This window comes from Actinoplanes sp. NPDC049316 (genome assembly GCF_040677315.1).
GTDB lineage: Bacteria > Actinomycetota > Actinomycetes > Mycobacteriales > Micromonosporaceae > Actinoplanes.
This window is the reverse complement of the sequence record NZ_JBFAQM010000005.1, coordinates 1-14,905: the sequence shown is the minus strand read 5'-3', so window position 1 is coordinate 14,905 and position 14,905 is coordinate 1. Positions and strand designations below refer to the sequence as shown.

Genomic DNA, 14,905 nt, shown 5'->3' with positions numbered 1-14,905 from the left:
ACCCGGCCGGGCCGGCTAGAAAAGGTCCTGGCGGGCCGCCATGTCGATCTCCTCGCTGATCTCCCGAGGCGCTGCTATGGCCACGCAGCGACCGCCGCGGGCCAGCAGCACCCCGCGCACCGCGTCCAGGATGCCTTCGACCCGCTCCGCGCCGAGCGACCCGGGCAGGACCGCGTGCACGACACCGCGGCCCGCCGAACCACGGATCGGCACCGGCATCCCGGTCACGTCGCGCAGCGCGTACACCGCGGCCTGCAGGTCGCCCGCCGGCACCGCTATCCGCAGGGCCACGTCGGCCGGGCCGAACGGGTAGCGGCCCCACCAGCCCGGGGCCAGGGGCGAGGTGGTCGCGTCGTCGCCGAGGCTCTTCTCCAGATCGGCGGCCCGCTGCGCCACGTCGGCCGGGTCGCCCTCGAGCAGGACCGCGAGCGTTCCGCGGACCGTGCTCGCCGAACCGGGTGCCGGCACCACGCGCAGGCGCGCCGGCGGATCCGTCCCGGCCGCGGCGGGCTCGGCCCCGGCGGGCAGGTCCACCTCGACGGCGCTCGGGCCGACGGTGCGGGCCAGCGTCTCGGCGACCAGGTCGTGGACGTCGCGCGGCGTCGCGACCGGCACCGACACCCAGCGCCGCGCCGCCGGCAGCGGCTCCAGGCGGACCCGCGCCGACAGGATCACCCCGTCGATCTCGGCGATGCCCGGCCGGCCGTCCTCGCCGTCGGAGGTGGCGGCCTCGCCGTCCCTGGTCACGTACGCGACGCTGACGACCTGGGCGGCGGCCGTGCCGAAGCGGTAGCGCAACGGGCCGGTCTCGTTGACGGCGAGCACGCCACCGAGCGTCGCCGCCGCGGAGGGCGGGTCCACCGCCACACGTTGCCCGCGCAGGGCGAGCGCCGCCTGGAGGGCCCGGACGGGCGTGCCGGTGCCGATCTCCGCCGTTCCCGCCTCGGCGTCGTGGTGCCAGATGCCGTCCAGGCGGCCCGTGTCCAGCAGCAGGTCCACGCCCGGCGGCGGCGTACCCCAATCGAGTTTGGATCCGGAGCCGCGCGGGATGACGGCCAGGCCGCGCTCCGCGGCCAGGCGCATGGTGTCCGCGACCGCGGCGGTCGTCGCGGGTGCCGCGACGAAGCTGGCCAGGTGCCCGGCCACCCGGTCGGACGGCCCGGCGGTCCGCGCGAAGCCGGGCCCGCAGATGTCCACCAGCGCTCGCAGCAGCGGCTCACGCGCGGGAAGTCCCGTCCCCATCGCCACTCCCCCGCTCCGGTGTCCCGAACATCGATTGCTCTTGGAGATCGTCCACTCTGGCACATCGTACACATGTTCGAATGCTCCGGGGAGACGCGTGCATGCCGGTGCCAGCGATGATCGACAACCGACCGGTAACGTGGACAAGCGTGACGACCGACATGCCCACGACCCCGCCCGCGGTGCGCCAGGTGCCCAGCGAGCGCACCTTCCACGGCGACACGGTCACCGACGAGTTCGCCTGGCTCGCCGAGAAGGAGAACCCGGACACGATCGCCTACCTGGAGGCGGAGAACGCCTGGACCAAACGGGCGACCGCGCACCTCGAGGGGCTGCAGAACACGATCTTCGAGGAGATCAAGCGCCGCACCCAGGAGACCGACCTCTCGGTGCCGCAGCGCAAGGGCGGTTACTGGTACTACACGCGGACGGTCGAGGGCAAGCAGTACGGCATCCACTGCCGCGTCGCGGCCGCCCCGGGCGACGTGACCCCGCCGGCCACCGGCGACGGCGCCCCGCTGCCCGGCGAGGAGGTGCTGCTGGACGGCAACGAGCTCGCCGAGGGCAAGAATTTCTTCGCGCTGGGCACGTTCGACGTCACGCCCGACGGCACCCGGCTGGCGTACTCGGTGGACTTCGACGGCGACGAACGCTTCACGCTGAAGGTCAAGGATCTGCGGACCGGCGAGACGCTGGCCGACGAGGTGCCCGGCACGTTCTACGGCAGCGCCTGGTCCGCCGACGGCTCCACGCTCTTCTACATCACCGTCGACGACGCGTGGCGGCCGCACCGGGTGTGGCGGCACACCGTCGGGCGGCCCGCGTCCGACGACGTGATCGTCTACGAGGAGGCCGACGAGCGGTTCTGGGTGGGCGTCGAGCTGAGCCGCAGCGAGAAGTTCATCGTGATCGACGCCAACAGCAAGATCACTTCTGAGGTACGGGTCATCGCGGCGGACAACCCGACAGCCGAGCCCGCCGTGATCCGCGAACGCGTCCAGGGCGTCGAGTATTCGGTGGAGCACCACGGCCACCGCTTCCTCATCCTGCACAACGAGAACGCCGAGGACTTCGCGATCGCCTCCACCTCGGTGGACAACCCCGGCGAATGGGTCCAGCTGATCCCGCACACCCCCGGCACCCGCCTCGAGTCGGTCGACGCGTTCCAGCGCCACGTCGTGATCTCGCTGCGCCGCGACGGCCTCACCGGCCTGCGCGTGCTGGCCGACGGCAGCACCGGCACGTACGACATGGAGTTCCCCGAGCCGCTCTACAGCGTCGGCCTGGCCGGCAACCCCGAGTACGACACCAACATCGTCCGGATCAGCTACACGTCGATGGTCACCCCGGATTCGGTGTACGACGTGGACCTGATCACCCGCGCGATGGTGCTGCGCAAGCGCAAGCCGGTGCTCGGCGACTTCGACCCGGACGCGTACGAACAGTTCCGCGAGTGGGCGCTCGCCGACGACGGCACCAAGGTCCCGATCTCGATCGTGGCGCGCAAGGGCACCCCCCGCAACGGCACGGCGCCGCTGCTGCTGTACGGCTACGGCTCGTACGAGGTCAGCATGGACCCGTACTTCTCGATCGCCCGCCTCTCCCTGCTGGACCGCGGCATGGTCTACGCCATCGCGCACGTCCGCGGCGGCGGCGAGATGGGCCGGCGCTGGTACGAGAACGGCAAGATGCTGGCCAAGAAGAACACCTTCACCGACTTCGTGGCCTGCGCCCGCGCCCTGGTCTCCTCGTCGTGGACCAGCGCGGACCGCATCGTCGCCCGCGGCGGCTCGGCAGGCGGCCTGCTCATGGGCGCGATCGCCAACCTCGCCCCGGACGCCTTCGCCGGCATCGTCGCCCAGGTACCCTTCGTGGACCCGCTGACGTCCATCCTGGACCCGTCCCTCCCGCTGACGGTCACGGAATGGGAGGAGTGGGGCAACCCGCTCGAGAACGCGGACGTGTACACGTACATGAAGTCGTACAGCCCGTACGAGAACGTCACGAAGCAGGCGTACCCCAGAATCCTGGCGGTGACCAGCCTCAACGACACCCGCGTGCTGTACCACGAGCCGGCCAAGTGGATCGCCCGCCTGCGCGCGACGGCGCCGGACGGCTCGTACCTGCTGAAGACCGAGATGGGCGCGGGGCACGGCGGCCCGAGCGGCCGCTACGACTCCTGGAAGGAAGAGGCGTTCGTGACCGCCTGGATCCTGGACACGGCCGGCCTCGCCTGACGCAACATTGGAAAGGCCCGGCCGTTCGGCCGGGCCTTTCGTGTCACGTACGGCGCAGCGCCACCACCGCGATGTCGTCGGCCTGTTCGCCCGCGCCCGCCAGCCGGACCAGCAGCCGCTGGCAGAACGCGTCCAGGCTCGGCTCGACCTCGGACACGCACTCCGCCAGCGCCGTCAGCCCCACGTCGATGTCGGCCTCGCGGCGTTCGATGAGGCCGTCCGTGTAGAGCACCAGGGTGCCGCCCGGCGGGAGGACGAACTCCAGGTCCTCCGGGCGGGGCGCGTTGATGCCGAGCAGCGGGCCGCGCGGCGCCAGGAAGCGGGCTCCCGTGCCCGCCACGTGCAGCAGCGGCGGCAGGTGGCCGGCGCTGGCCATGCGGATGCGGCCCGAGGCCGGTTCGAGGGTGAGCAGGCAGAGCGTCGCCGACTCGGCCGGCAGGACCGTACGCATGAAGCGGTTGACCAGGTCGATGACCGCTCCCGGCGGGTGGCCCTCCACCGCGTACGCGCGGACCGCGTGCCGGAGCTCGGCCATGACCGTGGCCGCGTGCAGGGAGTGGCCGGCCACGTCGCCGATCGCCACGAGGAGGCGGCCGTCGAGCATGGTCAGCTCGTAGAAGTCGCCGCCCACCTCGGTCTGGGCGCCGGCGGGTTCGTAGCGGACCGCCAGTTCGAGGCCGGGCACGTCGGGCAGGCGGGACTGCAGGAGGCTGCGTTGCAGGGTGACCGCGATGCGGTGTTCCTCGTCGTACGAGCGCTGGGCCTCGACAGCCGCCGCGACGGCCTGGGAGAGCTGGCGCAGCACGGGGAAGCCGGGGCTCTGCGAACTGGCGGGAACGGCCACGTAGACGGGGGTGCGGTCGCTGCGGAGCCGGGCCGAGGCCACCGCCACGGATTCGCCCTCGGGCCAGTCGACGAGGCTCCAGGCGGACGGCTCGTCCGTACGGATGGTCGAACCCACCGCCGTCTCGTGGTGTTCGACGGTCCAGGGTCGCACCGCGCTGGGCCGGCCGGTCGCGACCGCGGCCAGCCCTTCACCCTCGGAGGTCTCCGCGACCACCACGATCGGGCCGCCGAAGATCGCGTACGCGCCGTCCGCGGCCGCCTGCAGCAGCCCGACCAGCGTCGACGCCGAGTTGATCGCCAGCGTGGTCTCGGCGAGCCGGATCATGCGGGCGGCGAGGAGCTCGGCGCGCTGCCGGGCGCGGTAGTAGCGCAGCACCGCCTGCGACGTCGCGATCAGCTCGTCGGGCTCGATCGGTTCGACCAGGTACGCGTCCGCACCCCGGTTCAGGCCCTGCGTACGGTCGACCACGTCCACCGCGTGCGCCGAGACGTGGATGACGGGCAGGACGCCGTACTCGGGGTCGGTCTTGATCCGCTCGCAGACCTCGAAACCGCTCATGTCGGGCAGCTTGACGTCGAGCACGACCAGGTCGACGTCAGCCTCGCTGAGCATCGCCAGGGCGGCGCCTCCGGTCTCCGCCTCCACCACCGTGAACCCGGCCCGGGTCAGCCAGCTCACCAGCAGGTATCTCTTGGTGGCGCTGTCGTCGACCACCAGGACGGTGGCCGGGGTCATGGCGACACCGGCAGCGAGACGACGAACGTGCTGCCCTCGCCGGGCACGGACGTCACCCGCAGCGCCCCGCCGAGGATGCCGACGAGCCGGCGGGCGTACGGCAGGCCCAGCCCGGTGCCCTTGCCACTCAGCGCCTGGCTGCCGGGCACCTGGTAGAACTCCTCGAAGATGCGTTCGTGCAGCTCGGGCGGGATGCCGGTGCCGGTGTCGGCGACCGTGAACTCGACGTCGCCGCCGACCCGTTCCACGCCGAGCCGTACGGAGCCCGTGGCGGTGAACTTGAGGGCGTTGGTGAGCAGGTTGCGCAGGATCTGCGCGAGGAGGACCTCGTCGGAGCGCAGCAGGGGCACCGCCGGCTCGTCCACGATGAAGTCCACCTCGGGACGCGTAGCGAGCGGGCGCAGGGTGCCGCGGAGCTGACCGAACATCGCCTTCAGGTCCACATCGGACCACGTCGGCTCGATCCGGCCCGCCTCGGCCTTGGCGAGGTCCAGCAGGTCGTTGACGAGTGACAGCAGGTCGGCGGCGGAGGACCGGATCAGCTCCACCTGCCGGGCCTGCTCGTCGGTCAGCTTGTCCGAGGACTCGTCGGCGAGCAGCCGGCCCAGCCCGATGATGGCGGTGACCGGGGCGCGCAGCTCGTGGCTGACGTTGGCCAGGAACCGGCTCTTCGCCTCGCTGGCGGCGCGCAGCTGCACCGACTTCTCGTCGAGCTCGGCGTAGAGCGCCACCACGCCGCGGTTCGTCTCCTCCAACTCGTCGGAGAGCTGGTGGTACAGCGCCATCACGCCGCGGTTGGTCTCCTCCAGCTCCGCGTTGAGCCGCGCGAGGTCGTCGCGCTGGGCCCGTACTTCGTCCAGCGCGGCGATGAGCTGCTGGTTCTGCACCGTCAGCTCGTCGAGCGGGGTGCCCGGCACGTGGCCGGACAGGCGGTCGCGAATCTCGTCCATACGGCCGGGGATCAAAGCCGGTGAGCTCGGCGGCAGACGTCGGGACATCCGCACGACCGTACCGGTTTCACCTTCCCCTACCTCCAAAGTGTCGACCAGGCGGCCCACCTGGGTCAGCTGCGCGCTGAGCTGCACGCTGTCGCCCGGCACCGGGTGAGCCATCTCTACGAAAAGGGTGGGTACCCCGGCGAGCGCCGCTGTGAACACCACGTCCGCGTCGCGGCCCGCGGCGACGAGCAACCGGCCCACCTCGCTGAGCGCCGTGGCGAGCCGGGTCTGGTCCTGCGACTCGAGCCCGACCTCCCGCGCCACCTCGCGGCCGATCTGGCGGACCGTGAAGACGTCCTGCTCCACCCGGATCCGCGTCCGCATCAGCGGCTCGTCCCTCACGGCAACCGCGCCACGAGCACGCCGGCGTCGTCGCGGCGGGTGCCGGCGTCGCGCAGGACGGTGGCCGCGATGACCTGCGGCGAGCGGCCGAGCAGGCCGGGGTAGTCGGTCGCTTTCCAGCGGTCCACGACCCCGTCGGTGTGCATGAGCACCACGGCGCCGGGCGGCAGCGGATAGTCGTACTCGCGGATCTGCCGGCGCTGATGCCCGGCGATGCCGGGCAGCGACACCATGCCGCGCCGGCCGCCGTCCCCGGCGATGATCGTCCCGGAGATGTTGCCCAGGCCCGCGTAGCGGACCAGACCCGCCTGCTGGTCCAGCTCGGCGACGGCGAGCGCGGCCCCGCGGGTGTGTCCGAGCGTACGGTGCAGAGCGTCGACGACCGCAGCCGGCGGCATCTCCGTCAGCCCGCCGAAGACGCGTACGGCCTCCTGTGTGGCCGCGTGCGCGAGCCGCCCGTGCCCGAGACCGTCGCAGACGAGGACCTGCCGGCGCGCACCGGCCTGGCGTACGGCGAAACCGTCCCCGCTGACCGGCTCGCCCGTGAGCGGCCGGGTCAGACCCGCGGCCCACACCGGCGCCGGCGGTGCGGTGGGCCACACCTGGGCGGCGAGCACGGTGCCCTTGCCCGGCACCGAGTGCACGTCGCACCACCCGGCCTGGCGCACGATCGCCCCGAGCCCGATGCCCAGCGTACCGGCGGTCGAGTGCCCGTCGCCGAAGGAGCGCAGCAGGTCGGCCATGCCGGGGCCCTTGTCGATGAGCACGATCTCGACGCCGGCCTCGGTGCCCGCACGGACCGGACGCAGCAGGATCACGCCCTCGTCGGCGTGCTTGACGAGGTTGCCCGCGGCCTCCGACACGACGATGGACAGGTCGGCGATCCGGCGCTCCGGCATGCCGAGCTCGACCGCGAGGCGCTCCGCGGAGCGGCGTACGGCGGCAGCCGCACTGGAGGCCTCCACCCGGAACCAGAGGCCTCCCTCGAGAAGCCCCTCGGGTAGCGAAGCCACCGTTCCTCCGCTCATCGGCACCACTTGGTCACGCTGATCGTCGTACCCTCGCCGACCGCGGTCTCGATGTCGAACTCGTCGACCAGGCGACGGGCGCCGCTGAGACCGAGCCCGAGGCCCCCGCCGGTGGTGTAGCCGTCGGTGAGCGCCAGGTCGAGGTCCGCGATGCCCGGGCCCTTGTCGGCGAAGACGATGCGGATGCCGGACCGGCGGCCGTTGTCGACCCGGGACACCTCGACGGTTCCGCCGCCGCCGTAGACCAGCGTATTGCGTGCCAGCTCGCTGGCGGCGGTGACCAGCTTCGTCTGGTCGACCAGGGACAGCTTCACCGCCACGGCGACCGTACGGACGAGCTGACGGACCCGGACGACGTCCTGGTCGGTGGCGACCGCTATCCGCTCCGCGGCCCCGCCGGTCATGGGGTGGTGACCGCCGGCTCGTCGGTGTCCTCGTGGCCGGTGTCGTCCTCGCGCTCGGCCCGCGCGGCCGCCAGCAGCTCCATGCCGAGGTCGACGTTGAGCGCCGTACGGATCCCCGGCAGCGACAATCCGAGCTCGACCAGCGTGATCGCGACCGCGGGCCGCATGCCCACCACGACCGTCTCGGCGTCCAGGACGCGGGAGATGGAGGCGATGGTGGCCAGCGTGCGGCCGACGAAGGAGTCGACGATGTCCAGCGCGCTGATGTCGATGATCACGCCGTGGCAGCCGGTCGCCACGATCCGGTCGGCGAGGTCCTCCTGCAGCTGCAGCGCGACCTGGTCCTCCATGTCGATCTGGATGGACACCAGGAGAATGTCGCCGATCTTCAGGACCGGCACGCGTTCCATCGGCTCAGCCTTCCCGGCGCAGCGGCTTCTGCGCGACCTTGTCACCGGTCAGGCGCAGCACGTGCCGCAGGGCGTCGGCGAGGCTCGACTTGGTGGCGATGTCGCCGAACTCGATGCCCAGCGCCACGATCGTCTGGGCGATCTGGGGCCGGATGCCGGAGATGATGCAGTCTGCACCCATGAGCCGCGCGGCGACGACGGTCTTGAGGATGTGCTGCGCGACCTGGGTGTCCACCGCGGGGACGCCGGTGATGTCGATGATCGCGTACGGCGAGCCGGTCTCCACGAGCGTCTCGAGCAGCCGCTCCATGACGACCTGGGCGCGGGCCGAGTCGAGCGTGCCGACCAGCGGCACCGCGACGACGCCCTCCCACAGCTTCACCACCGGGGTGGAGAGCTCGAGCAGCTGCTCAGCCTGGTCGGCGATGAGCTCCTCGCGCGCCCGCGCGTAGCTGTCGAACGTGAAGAGGCCGGCACGGTCGACGAACGCCGAGAAGGCCACGTACTCGCGCAGGGCCGCGGCGTCCGTGCCCTCGCCCTGGTCCAGCACGTGCAGCACCGCGTCCTTGAGCGTGAAGACGCTGATCGCGGTCTCGGTCGCGGTGAAGCCCTGCCGGGCCCGGGCGCTGGAGAGCTCGCTGAGCTGGGCCCGCAGCTCGGCCGCCGCCTCGTCGCCCACGTCCTGGGCGCCGCCGCCGAACGCGCTCTGGAAGCCCCGCTGCAGCTCGGAGGTCTGCCGGTGCAGCTCGGCGTGGCTCAACCGGCCCCGCAGGGAGGCGGCCACCGCGTCCGTCCAGAACGCGACGATCGCGTCCTCGTGCCCCTTGAGCAAGTCGGCGAACCGACTGCTCTGGTCCGAACTCAGCGCCACCGGTGCCTCCTGTGACCTCGGCCGGGTCATGGCCGCCGCAGGTCGCGGTCAACCGCGCCGGACTTTACCATCGGGACCGGTTCATACTTGCTGTCGGCCAACTAATATCCCGTGGTCAGCACGCCTCCCCGTTCTGCGGACACCGCGCAGCGTGGAGTAACGTTCTGCCCATAACTGGGAGGTCCTGAATGTCCCTGACGGTACAAACCGAGCAGCGCGGCGACGTGGTCGTCGTGTCGGTGGCGGGCGAGCTCGACATGGCCACCGCGCCCCAGCTGCAGGACCAGATCAGCGACCTGCTGGAGAAGGGCCGCACCCGGCTGGTCTTCGACCTGGCCGAGGTCTCGTTCTGCGACTCCACCGGGCTCTCCGTGTTCGTCCGTGCCAAGAACAGCACCGACGACGCGGGCGGCGTGGTGCGGCTGGCGGCTCCCCAGCGCGGGGTGCTGCGCATCCTCGAGGTGTCCGGGCTGGTCGAGGTGCTGCACACGTACCCGACGGTGGACGAGGCCGTGACGGCCGAGGAGCCTGCGCTCGACTGAGCGCGCCCGCTTCCTCCAGATGGGCCGATCGGCGTAGTTTGTCGCCGACCGGTCGCGGGCAAACGCTGCGATCGAATCCCCCTCGGCCCTCATCGCAGGAGTGCTCGTGAGTTCGATGTTCAAAGGCTTCAAAGACTTCATCATGCGGGGCAACGTCGTCGACCTCGCGGTCGGCATCGTCATCGGCGCTGCCTTCACCGCCGTGGTCACCGCCTTCACCAACGCCTTCCTCAAGCCGCTGATCCAGCTCATGGGTGGGGGCACGGGCGTCAATGCCGGCAAGCCGGAGATCCGTGGCGTGCCGTTCGACATTCCCGGCTTCATCAACGCGTTGATCACGTTCCTGCTGACCGCCGCGGTGCTGTACTTCCTCGTGGTCTACCCGCTGAACCGGCTCGCCGAGCGGCGCAAGCGCGGCGAGGAGCCGCCGCCGGAGGCCCCCAGCGAGGAGGTCAAGCTGCTCACCGAGATCCGCGACGCCCTGGTCCGCCAGCAGGTCGCCCCCGGCGCGGTCGACGACATCCTGGGCCGCCGGGGTCAGGAACCGCCCCGCTGAGGTTCGGCCGGAAAAGATCAACCCACCCGGCACTGTTCGAACAGATGTTCGATACAGTGCCGGGATGGAGCAGCGTAAGCACTGGTGGAACGGCAGATGGGGACGCGTCGCACGCAAGGACGTCTACCTGCGGACGAGCGGCGACCAGTGGTACGTGGAACAGCGCGCGGGCGGCGCTGACGGTGTCTCCCACTTCTTCGAGTACGACAGCGAGGACGCCGCGCTGGACATGGTCCGCGCGCTCCTGACCGGCCCGGACGAGTGGCGTGAGCTCTCCGTCCGCCCTCGCGAACGCTGACCGTGCGATCTCAGGCGGCCCGGCGTTCGTCTCCCGGTGCGTGCCGGGCCGTGACCGGGCCACCCGGCAGCAGGCGCAACCGAGCCGGCCGGGCCGGCTCATCGGGCTCGCCCTGCACCAGATGCCAGGCGGCGCCCACGCCGGCCCGGTCCCCCGGCGGCTCGGCGGAGCCCGCGGCGACCCGCGACAGCGCCACGACGAGCAGATAGCCCAGGATCACGAAACCGTGGCTGACCAGCCGCGTCCCGTCGACCCGCGCCGCGGACAGGTCGTTGACCGACAGCAGCAGGAGCATCCCGACGAAGGCGCTCAGCATCGGCACGAGCCCCGTCGGCCGGCTGCGGCGCAGCGCGATGAACAGGTAGCCCGCCCCGACCGCCACGTTCCAGGCCGCCGACTCGTGCCACAGGTGGCCGGGGGTCGCGTCCAGCCCGGCGTGCACGTGCAGGCTGCCGCTGCCGCCGCCGACCTGGGCCAGCCCGAGGATGAGCTGCACGGCGCCGACCGCGGCGAGGGCGACGTACAGGACCGCGCCCAGCCGGACGCATCCGCCGGCCCGGCGCCCGCCACCGGGCTCGGCCCGCGTGATCGCGAACCACTCCCGCCAGATGCCACGGCGGGCCGGAGCCGGAGCGGGAAGGGCCGCGAGGATGGCGGCGCTGAGGTCGGGCACGTCCGCGGCGAGCCCCGTACGCGTCAGCCGGTTGACCGCCGCCGCCCGGTCGAGCCACTCCCGGCACCCGCCGCATCCGGCCAGGTGCTCCTCGACCCGGGCCCGGTCGGCCGGATCGTCCTCGCCGTCCAGTTGCGCCGATATCAGCTCGCGCCACGGTTCACACGCCATGCACCCATAGTCGCGCGGAGACGGCCGCTGGTTCCCACGAGAGCAGAGCGACTCCGGCCCGCGGCGGCCGGCACGTCAATGCAGGCCGCGGCCTGGACGCCGGCGGACCGACGCCCCGCGGCCCGGACGCCGGCGACCCGGACGCCGGCGGGCCGGCGCCTCAGCGCAGGTCGTGCCGGGCGCGGCCGTCCTGGTCGCCGGTGCCGCCCATCAGCCGCCGCCGTTCCCGGAACGCCCGCAGGTTGGCCGTGTTGCCGCAGGTGCTGACGTCGTGCCAGACCCCGCTGTTGTTGCGGGAGGTGTCGAAGAACGCCGCACGGCACTCGACGTTGTTGCACAGCTTCAGCCGCGGCCACAGCCCGGCCTGCTGGGCGAGGAGCGCCTCGGACCACAGCGCCGACGCGAGCCAGCGGGTGCCGCGGCCGGCGGGAACCATGCGGACCCAGCCGTCGGCGTCGGGGACCAGGCTGACCGGCACGTCCGCCGGGGGCAGCGCGCCGTCCGGGTTGGGGTGGCGTCCGCCGGCCGCCAGGATCACGCCCTCGAAGGTGCTCCGCAGCCGGCGCAGCGAGCGCAGGTCGGTCGAGGAGAGCAGCAGCACGGGGGCGGGGAGGCCGGCCACCCGCGACCAGGTGGCCAGGGCGTCGGTCAGCCAGCGCTGGGCGTCGTCGGGCGTGGCGAGCAGGTCCGGGGCGTACGACATGGTCGCCCGGGTGTTGACGAAGTCCTGCAGAAGGGCGAGGCCGGCAGGCGCCTCGCGTACGCCGTGCCGGGCACTTGCCTTCCATGACATAGGCGAAGAGTACTTGATTCTTTTTCACGCGAGCATCCGCCACACGCCTGAGCGCACCGGGCGCATCCGTCGTACGCTGCGCGTTCGGCCCCTGACCCCGCGTTGATCATGACAGGCTTGACGGCTTACGGCAGCATGAACATCTCTCGCGTGTGAGTATCGGACAATGAGGTGTAAGTGGTGCGCAGAGCTCTGACCGCCGCCGCGGCTTTGGTGACCGCGGCCGCCCTGGCCACCGGATGCGACACCGGCGGCGCGAACGAGGCCGCGCCGGCGCCCTCCGCGACCGCCACCCCCGCCACGTCGCCGTCGGACGCCCCGACGGCCTCCCCGTCGGCGTCCGCATCACCGTCGGAGACGCCGACCACCGCGCCGGCGCCCAAGCCGCAGAAGCTCAAGTCGGGCGCGAAGGGCGAGAAGGTGGTCGCCCTGCAGAGGCGCCTGACGGAGCTCGGCTACTGGAACGGCAAGCCGGACGGCAATTTCGGCTCGCAGACCCAGCAGGCGGTGTTCGCGCTGCAGAAGGCGGCCGGGCTGGGCCGCGACGGCGTGGTGGGTCCCAAGACCCAGAAGGCCCTCGACCGAGGCGTACGCCCCGAGGCGAAGAGCACCAGCGGCCGGGTCATCGAGATCAACAAGAAGCGGCAGCTGCTGATGCTCGTGACCGACGGTGAGGTGACCGAGGTCTTCAACACGTCCACAGGCTCGAACCAGCACTACGAGCAGGAGGGGCGGACGTATCTGGCCGACACTCCGAGCGGCAAGTTCCGGGTCTCCCGGCAGATCGACGGCTGGCGCAACGCGCCGCTGGGGCTGTTGTGGCGTCCGAAGTACTTCAACGGGGGCATTGCGGTGCACGGGGCGAACAGCGTGCCGCCGTACCCGGCTTCGCACGGTTGCGCGCGGCTGTCGATCTCGGCGATGAACTACCTGTGGACCAACGACAAGATCCCGCTGAAGACGAAGGTGTGGGTGTACTGAGCCGGGATCAGGCGGCCACGGCGAGCGTCCGCGCCACCTGACGCAGGAACTCGGCGTTCGACGCCGTGCCGCGCAGCTGGACGAGCAGCTGCCGCATGCCGTCGCGACCCTGGCCGTTGAGGGCGCGGCGGACCTGGGCCGCGATCGCCAGCTCGGCGGGGGCCTGGAGGTTCTCGTCGTGCCGGGTGCTGGAGCCGGCGAGGTCGATCGCGGGGAAGATGCGGGCCTCCGCGAGCGAGCGGTCCAGCCGCAGCTCGGCGTTGCCGGTGCTCTTGAACTCCTCGAAGATGACCGTGTCGAGGGCCGAACCGGTGTCGACCAGCGCGCTGGCGATGATGGTGAGCGAGCCGCCGTTCTCGATGTTGCGGGCGGCGCCGAGGAAGCGCTTGGGCGGCTGCAGGGCGCTGGAGTCGAGGCCGCCGGAGAGCGTACGGCCCCGCCCCGGCGCCAGCAGGTTGTACGCCCGCCCCAGCCGGGTGAGCGAGTCGAGCAGGACCACCACGTCGTGCCCGAGCTCGACGAGGCGCTTGGCGCGTTCGATGGCGAGCTCGGCGACCGCGGCGTGCTCGTGCGGCGGCCGGTCGAACGTGGCGGCGATGACCTCGCCGTCGACCGAGCGCCGCAGGTCGGTGACCTCTTCGGGCCGCTCGTCGACCAGCAGCAGCATCAGGTGGGCCTCGGGGTTGTTGCGGGCGATCGCGTTGGCGATCTGCGCCAGCACCATGGTCTTGCCCGCCTTGGGCGGGGCCACGACGAGGGCGCGCTGCCCCTTGCCGATCGGCATGACCAGGTCGATGACGCGGGTGGTGAGGATGTGCGGTTCGGTCTCCAGCCGCAGGCGTTCCTGCGGGTAGAGCGCGGTGAGGTCGTAGAAGGCGGGCCGGCGGCCCGGCTTGCCGCCGTTGACCGTGTCGACCTGCAGCGCGGCGGTCTTGCGTCCGCCGGTACGGGCGACCCCGGTGACCCGGTCGCCGCGGCGCAGGCCGAGCCGGCGCACCTGGTCGAGGGAGACCGGGATGTCCCCCGGCCCGGGGAGGTAGCCGTCGGCGCGCAGCCAGGCGCCGTCGCCGACGATGTCGAGGATGGCGTCGACAGGTGTGCCGATGCCCGAATTGTCCGTCATGGGCGTACTCCAAAGGGAGAATGGACGCGCGTCGAATGAGGCGCGGAGGGAAGAGAAAGAGCCGATCTCGAACCTCTGGGGGCGGCATGGGCCACCGGCATCCAGGGCGCGGCTGAGGCAAAGGTAGCACTCCCGCGGCCCGGCGGCCATCGGGCAGGATGGAGACCGGCGATTCGTCGAGCGTCGAGGAGACGGCCATGGCCCTGCTGCGCCGGATGATCGGAGCGGTCCTTCGCGAGGTACGCCGCCGCCAGGGCCGGACCCTGCGCGACGTGGCGGAGGCGGCCGGGGTGTCGCTGCCGTACCTGTCGGAGGTGGAACGCGGCACCAAGGAGCCCTCGTCGGAGATCCTCGCCGCGATCTGCCGGGCGCTCGACCTGCCCTTGGCCGACCTCCTCGACGAGGTACGCCGTGAGCTGCGGCGCGACACCCCCGCCCCCCGCCTCTTCCACACGGCGAACCTGCAGGCCACCGAGTGGCTCGCCGCCTGGACGGCCGACGCGAAGGTGCGCACCTTGGTCGGCTGATCGTCACCTGACGTCCATGTCGGACCGCTAGGTGTACTGACCACGGACGTTGGTGACGGGAAGATCTTGTAAAAGGTGAGGGCCTTCGGGTTCGGTGTGGATTGCGACGTCCTACCCCGAACCGTGG

At 71.9% G+C, this 14,905-nt stretch carries 15 protein-coding genes and 1 pseudogene; 6 read left to right on the top strand and 10 right to left on the bottom strand.

The annotated features are described in order from the left end of the window. Positions 1-15: 15 nt before the first annotated feature. Positions 16-1,242 carry an FAD-binding oxidoreductase gene (locus tag AB0K03_RS09445; RefSeq protein WP_364682491.1) on the bottom strand — a complete coding sequence of 409 codons (1,227 nt, stop codon included), beginning with the start codon at positions 1,240-1,242 and terminating at the stop codon, positions 16-18. Between the two features lie 149 nt (positions 1,243-1,391). On the opposite strand from AB0K03_RS09445, the gene AB0K03_RS09440 reads away from it, so the two are divergent. Continuing rightward, complete coding sequence (locus AB0K03_RS09440) at positions 1,392-3,479, top strand: S9 family peptidase (protein ID WP_364682489.1); 2,088 nt, start codon at positions 1,392-1,394, stop codon at positions 3,477-3,479. A gap of 43 nt (positions 3,480-3,522) precedes the next feature. Here AB0K03_RS09440 and AB0K03_RS09435 read toward each other — a convergent pair whose 3' ends face one another. The 6 genes from AB0K03_RS09435 to AB0K03_RS09410 are packed head-to-tail and all read right to left on the bottom strand — an operon-like array spanning position 3,523 to position 9,114. Then, positions 3,523-5,061 carry a fused response regulator/phosphatase gene (locus AB0K03_RS09435; RefSeq protein ID WP_364682487.1) on the bottom strand — a complete coding sequence of 513 codons (1,539 nt, stop codon included), beginning with the start codon at positions 5,059-5,061 and terminating at the stop codon, positions 3,523-3,525. Then, positions 5,058-6,383, bottom strand: coding sequence for a sensor histidine kinase (locus AB0K03_RS09430; RefSeq protein ID WP_364682486.1), 1,326 nt, complete (start codon positions 6,381-6,383; stop codon positions 5,058-5,060). Before AB0K03_RS09430 ends, AB0K03_RS09435 begins: the two co-directional genes overlap by 4 nt. A gap of 14 nt (positions 6,384-6,397) precedes the next feature. Beyond that, a complete protein-coding gene (locus AB0K03_RS09425) occupies positions 6,398-7,429 on the bottom strand; it encodes a SpoIIE family protein phosphatase (RefSeq protein ID WP_364682484.1) in 1,032 nt (343 codons plus the stop codon). Next, on the bottom strand, positions 7,426-7,833 hold the full coding sequence (locus AB0K03_RS09420; RefSeq protein WP_364682482.1) for an ATP-binding protein: 408 nt from the start codon (positions 7,831-7,833) through the stop codon (positions 7,426-7,428). Before AB0K03_RS09420 ends, AB0K03_RS09425 begins: the two co-directional genes overlap by 4 nt. Continuing rightward, the gene (locus AB0K03_RS09415; RefSeq protein WP_364682480.1) at positions 7,830-8,243 is read right to left on the bottom strand and encodes an STAS domain-containing protein; all 414 of its coding nucleotides are present in this window, start codon (positions 8,241-8,243) and stop codon (positions 7,830-7,832) included. Before AB0K03_RS09415 ends, AB0K03_RS09420 begins: the two co-directional genes overlap by 4 nt. A 4-nt stretch (positions 8,244-8,247) precedes the next feature. Next, positions 8,248-9,114, bottom strand: coding sequence for an STAS domain-containing protein (locus tag AB0K03_RS09410; protein ID WP_364682478.1), 867 nt, complete (start codon positions 9,112-9,114; stop codon positions 8,248-8,250). Positions 9,115-9,302: 188 nt separating this feature from the next. Between AB0K03_RS09410 and AB0K03_RS09405 the strand changes: the two genes are divergently transcribed. The 3 genes from AB0K03_RS09405 to AB0K03_RS09395 all read left to right on the top strand — a co-directional run bounded on the left by AB0K03_RS09405 (position 9,303) and on the right by AB0K03_RS09395 (position 10,510). After that, positions 9,303-9,656, top strand: coding sequence for an anti-sigma factor antagonist (locus AB0K03_RS09405; protein ID WP_106126981.1), 354 nt, complete (start codon positions 9,303-9,305; stop codon positions 9,654-9,656). 115 nt (positions 9,657-9,771) lie between these two features. Then, entirely contained in the window at positions 9,772-10,212 is a 441-nt protein-coding gene (gene mscL, locus AB0K03_RS09400; protein ID WP_364683049.1) for a large conductance mechanosensitive channel protein MscL, read from the top strand. A gap of 64 nt (positions 10,213-10,276) precedes the next feature. Then, positions 10,277-10,510: a hypothetical protein gene (locus tag AB0K03_RS09395; protein WP_364682477.1), complete on the top strand. Its 234-nt coding sequence runs from the start codon at positions 10,277-10,279 to the stop codon at positions 10,508-10,510. A 10-nt stretch (positions 10,511-10,520) separates the two neighbouring features. Here AB0K03_RS09395 and AB0K03_RS09390 read toward each other — a convergent pair whose 3' ends face one another. Both AB0K03_RS09390 and AB0K03_RS09385 read right to left on the bottom strand, forming a co-directional pair. Next, on the bottom strand, positions 10,521-11,354 hold the full coding sequence (locus tag AB0K03_RS09390) for a zf-HC2 domain-containing protein (RefSeq protein ID WP_364682475.1): 834 nt from the start codon (positions 11,352-11,354) through the stop codon (positions 10,521-10,523). A gap of 160 nt (positions 11,355-11,514) precedes the next feature. Continuing rightward, positions 11,515-12,147 carry a CGNR zinc finger domain-containing protein gene (locus tag AB0K03_RS09385; RefSeq protein ID WP_364682473.1) on the bottom strand — a complete coding sequence of 211 codons (633 nt, stop codon included), beginning with the start codon at positions 12,145-12,147 and terminating at the stop codon, positions 11,515-11,517. Positions 12,148-12,327: 180 nt separating this feature from the next. Here AB0K03_RS09385 and AB0K03_RS09380 point away from each other — a divergent pair, with 180 nt between their 5' ends. After that, positions 12,328-13,128, top strand: coding sequence for a L,D-transpeptidase family protein (locus AB0K03_RS09380; protein ID WP_364682471.1), 801 nt, complete (start codon positions 12,328-12,330; stop codon positions 13,126-13,128). Between the two features lie 7 nt (positions 13,129-13,135). On the opposite strand, the gene rho is transcribed toward AB0K03_RS09380, so the two are convergent. Next, positions 13,136-14,251, bottom strand: coding sequence for a transcription termination factor Rho (gene rho, locus AB0K03_RS09375; RefSeq protein ID WP_364682469.1), 1,116 nt, complete (start codon positions 14,249-14,251; stop codon positions 13,136-13,138). 197 nt (positions 14,252-14,448) lie between these two features. On the opposite strand from rho, the pseudogene AB0K03_RS09370 reads away from it, so the two are divergent. Further along, positions 14,449-14,691: pseudogene (locus AB0K03_RS09370) on the top strand (helix-turn-helix transcriptional regulator); the annotation flags it as partial. Between the last annotated feature and the right edge of the window lie 214 nt (positions 14,692-14,905).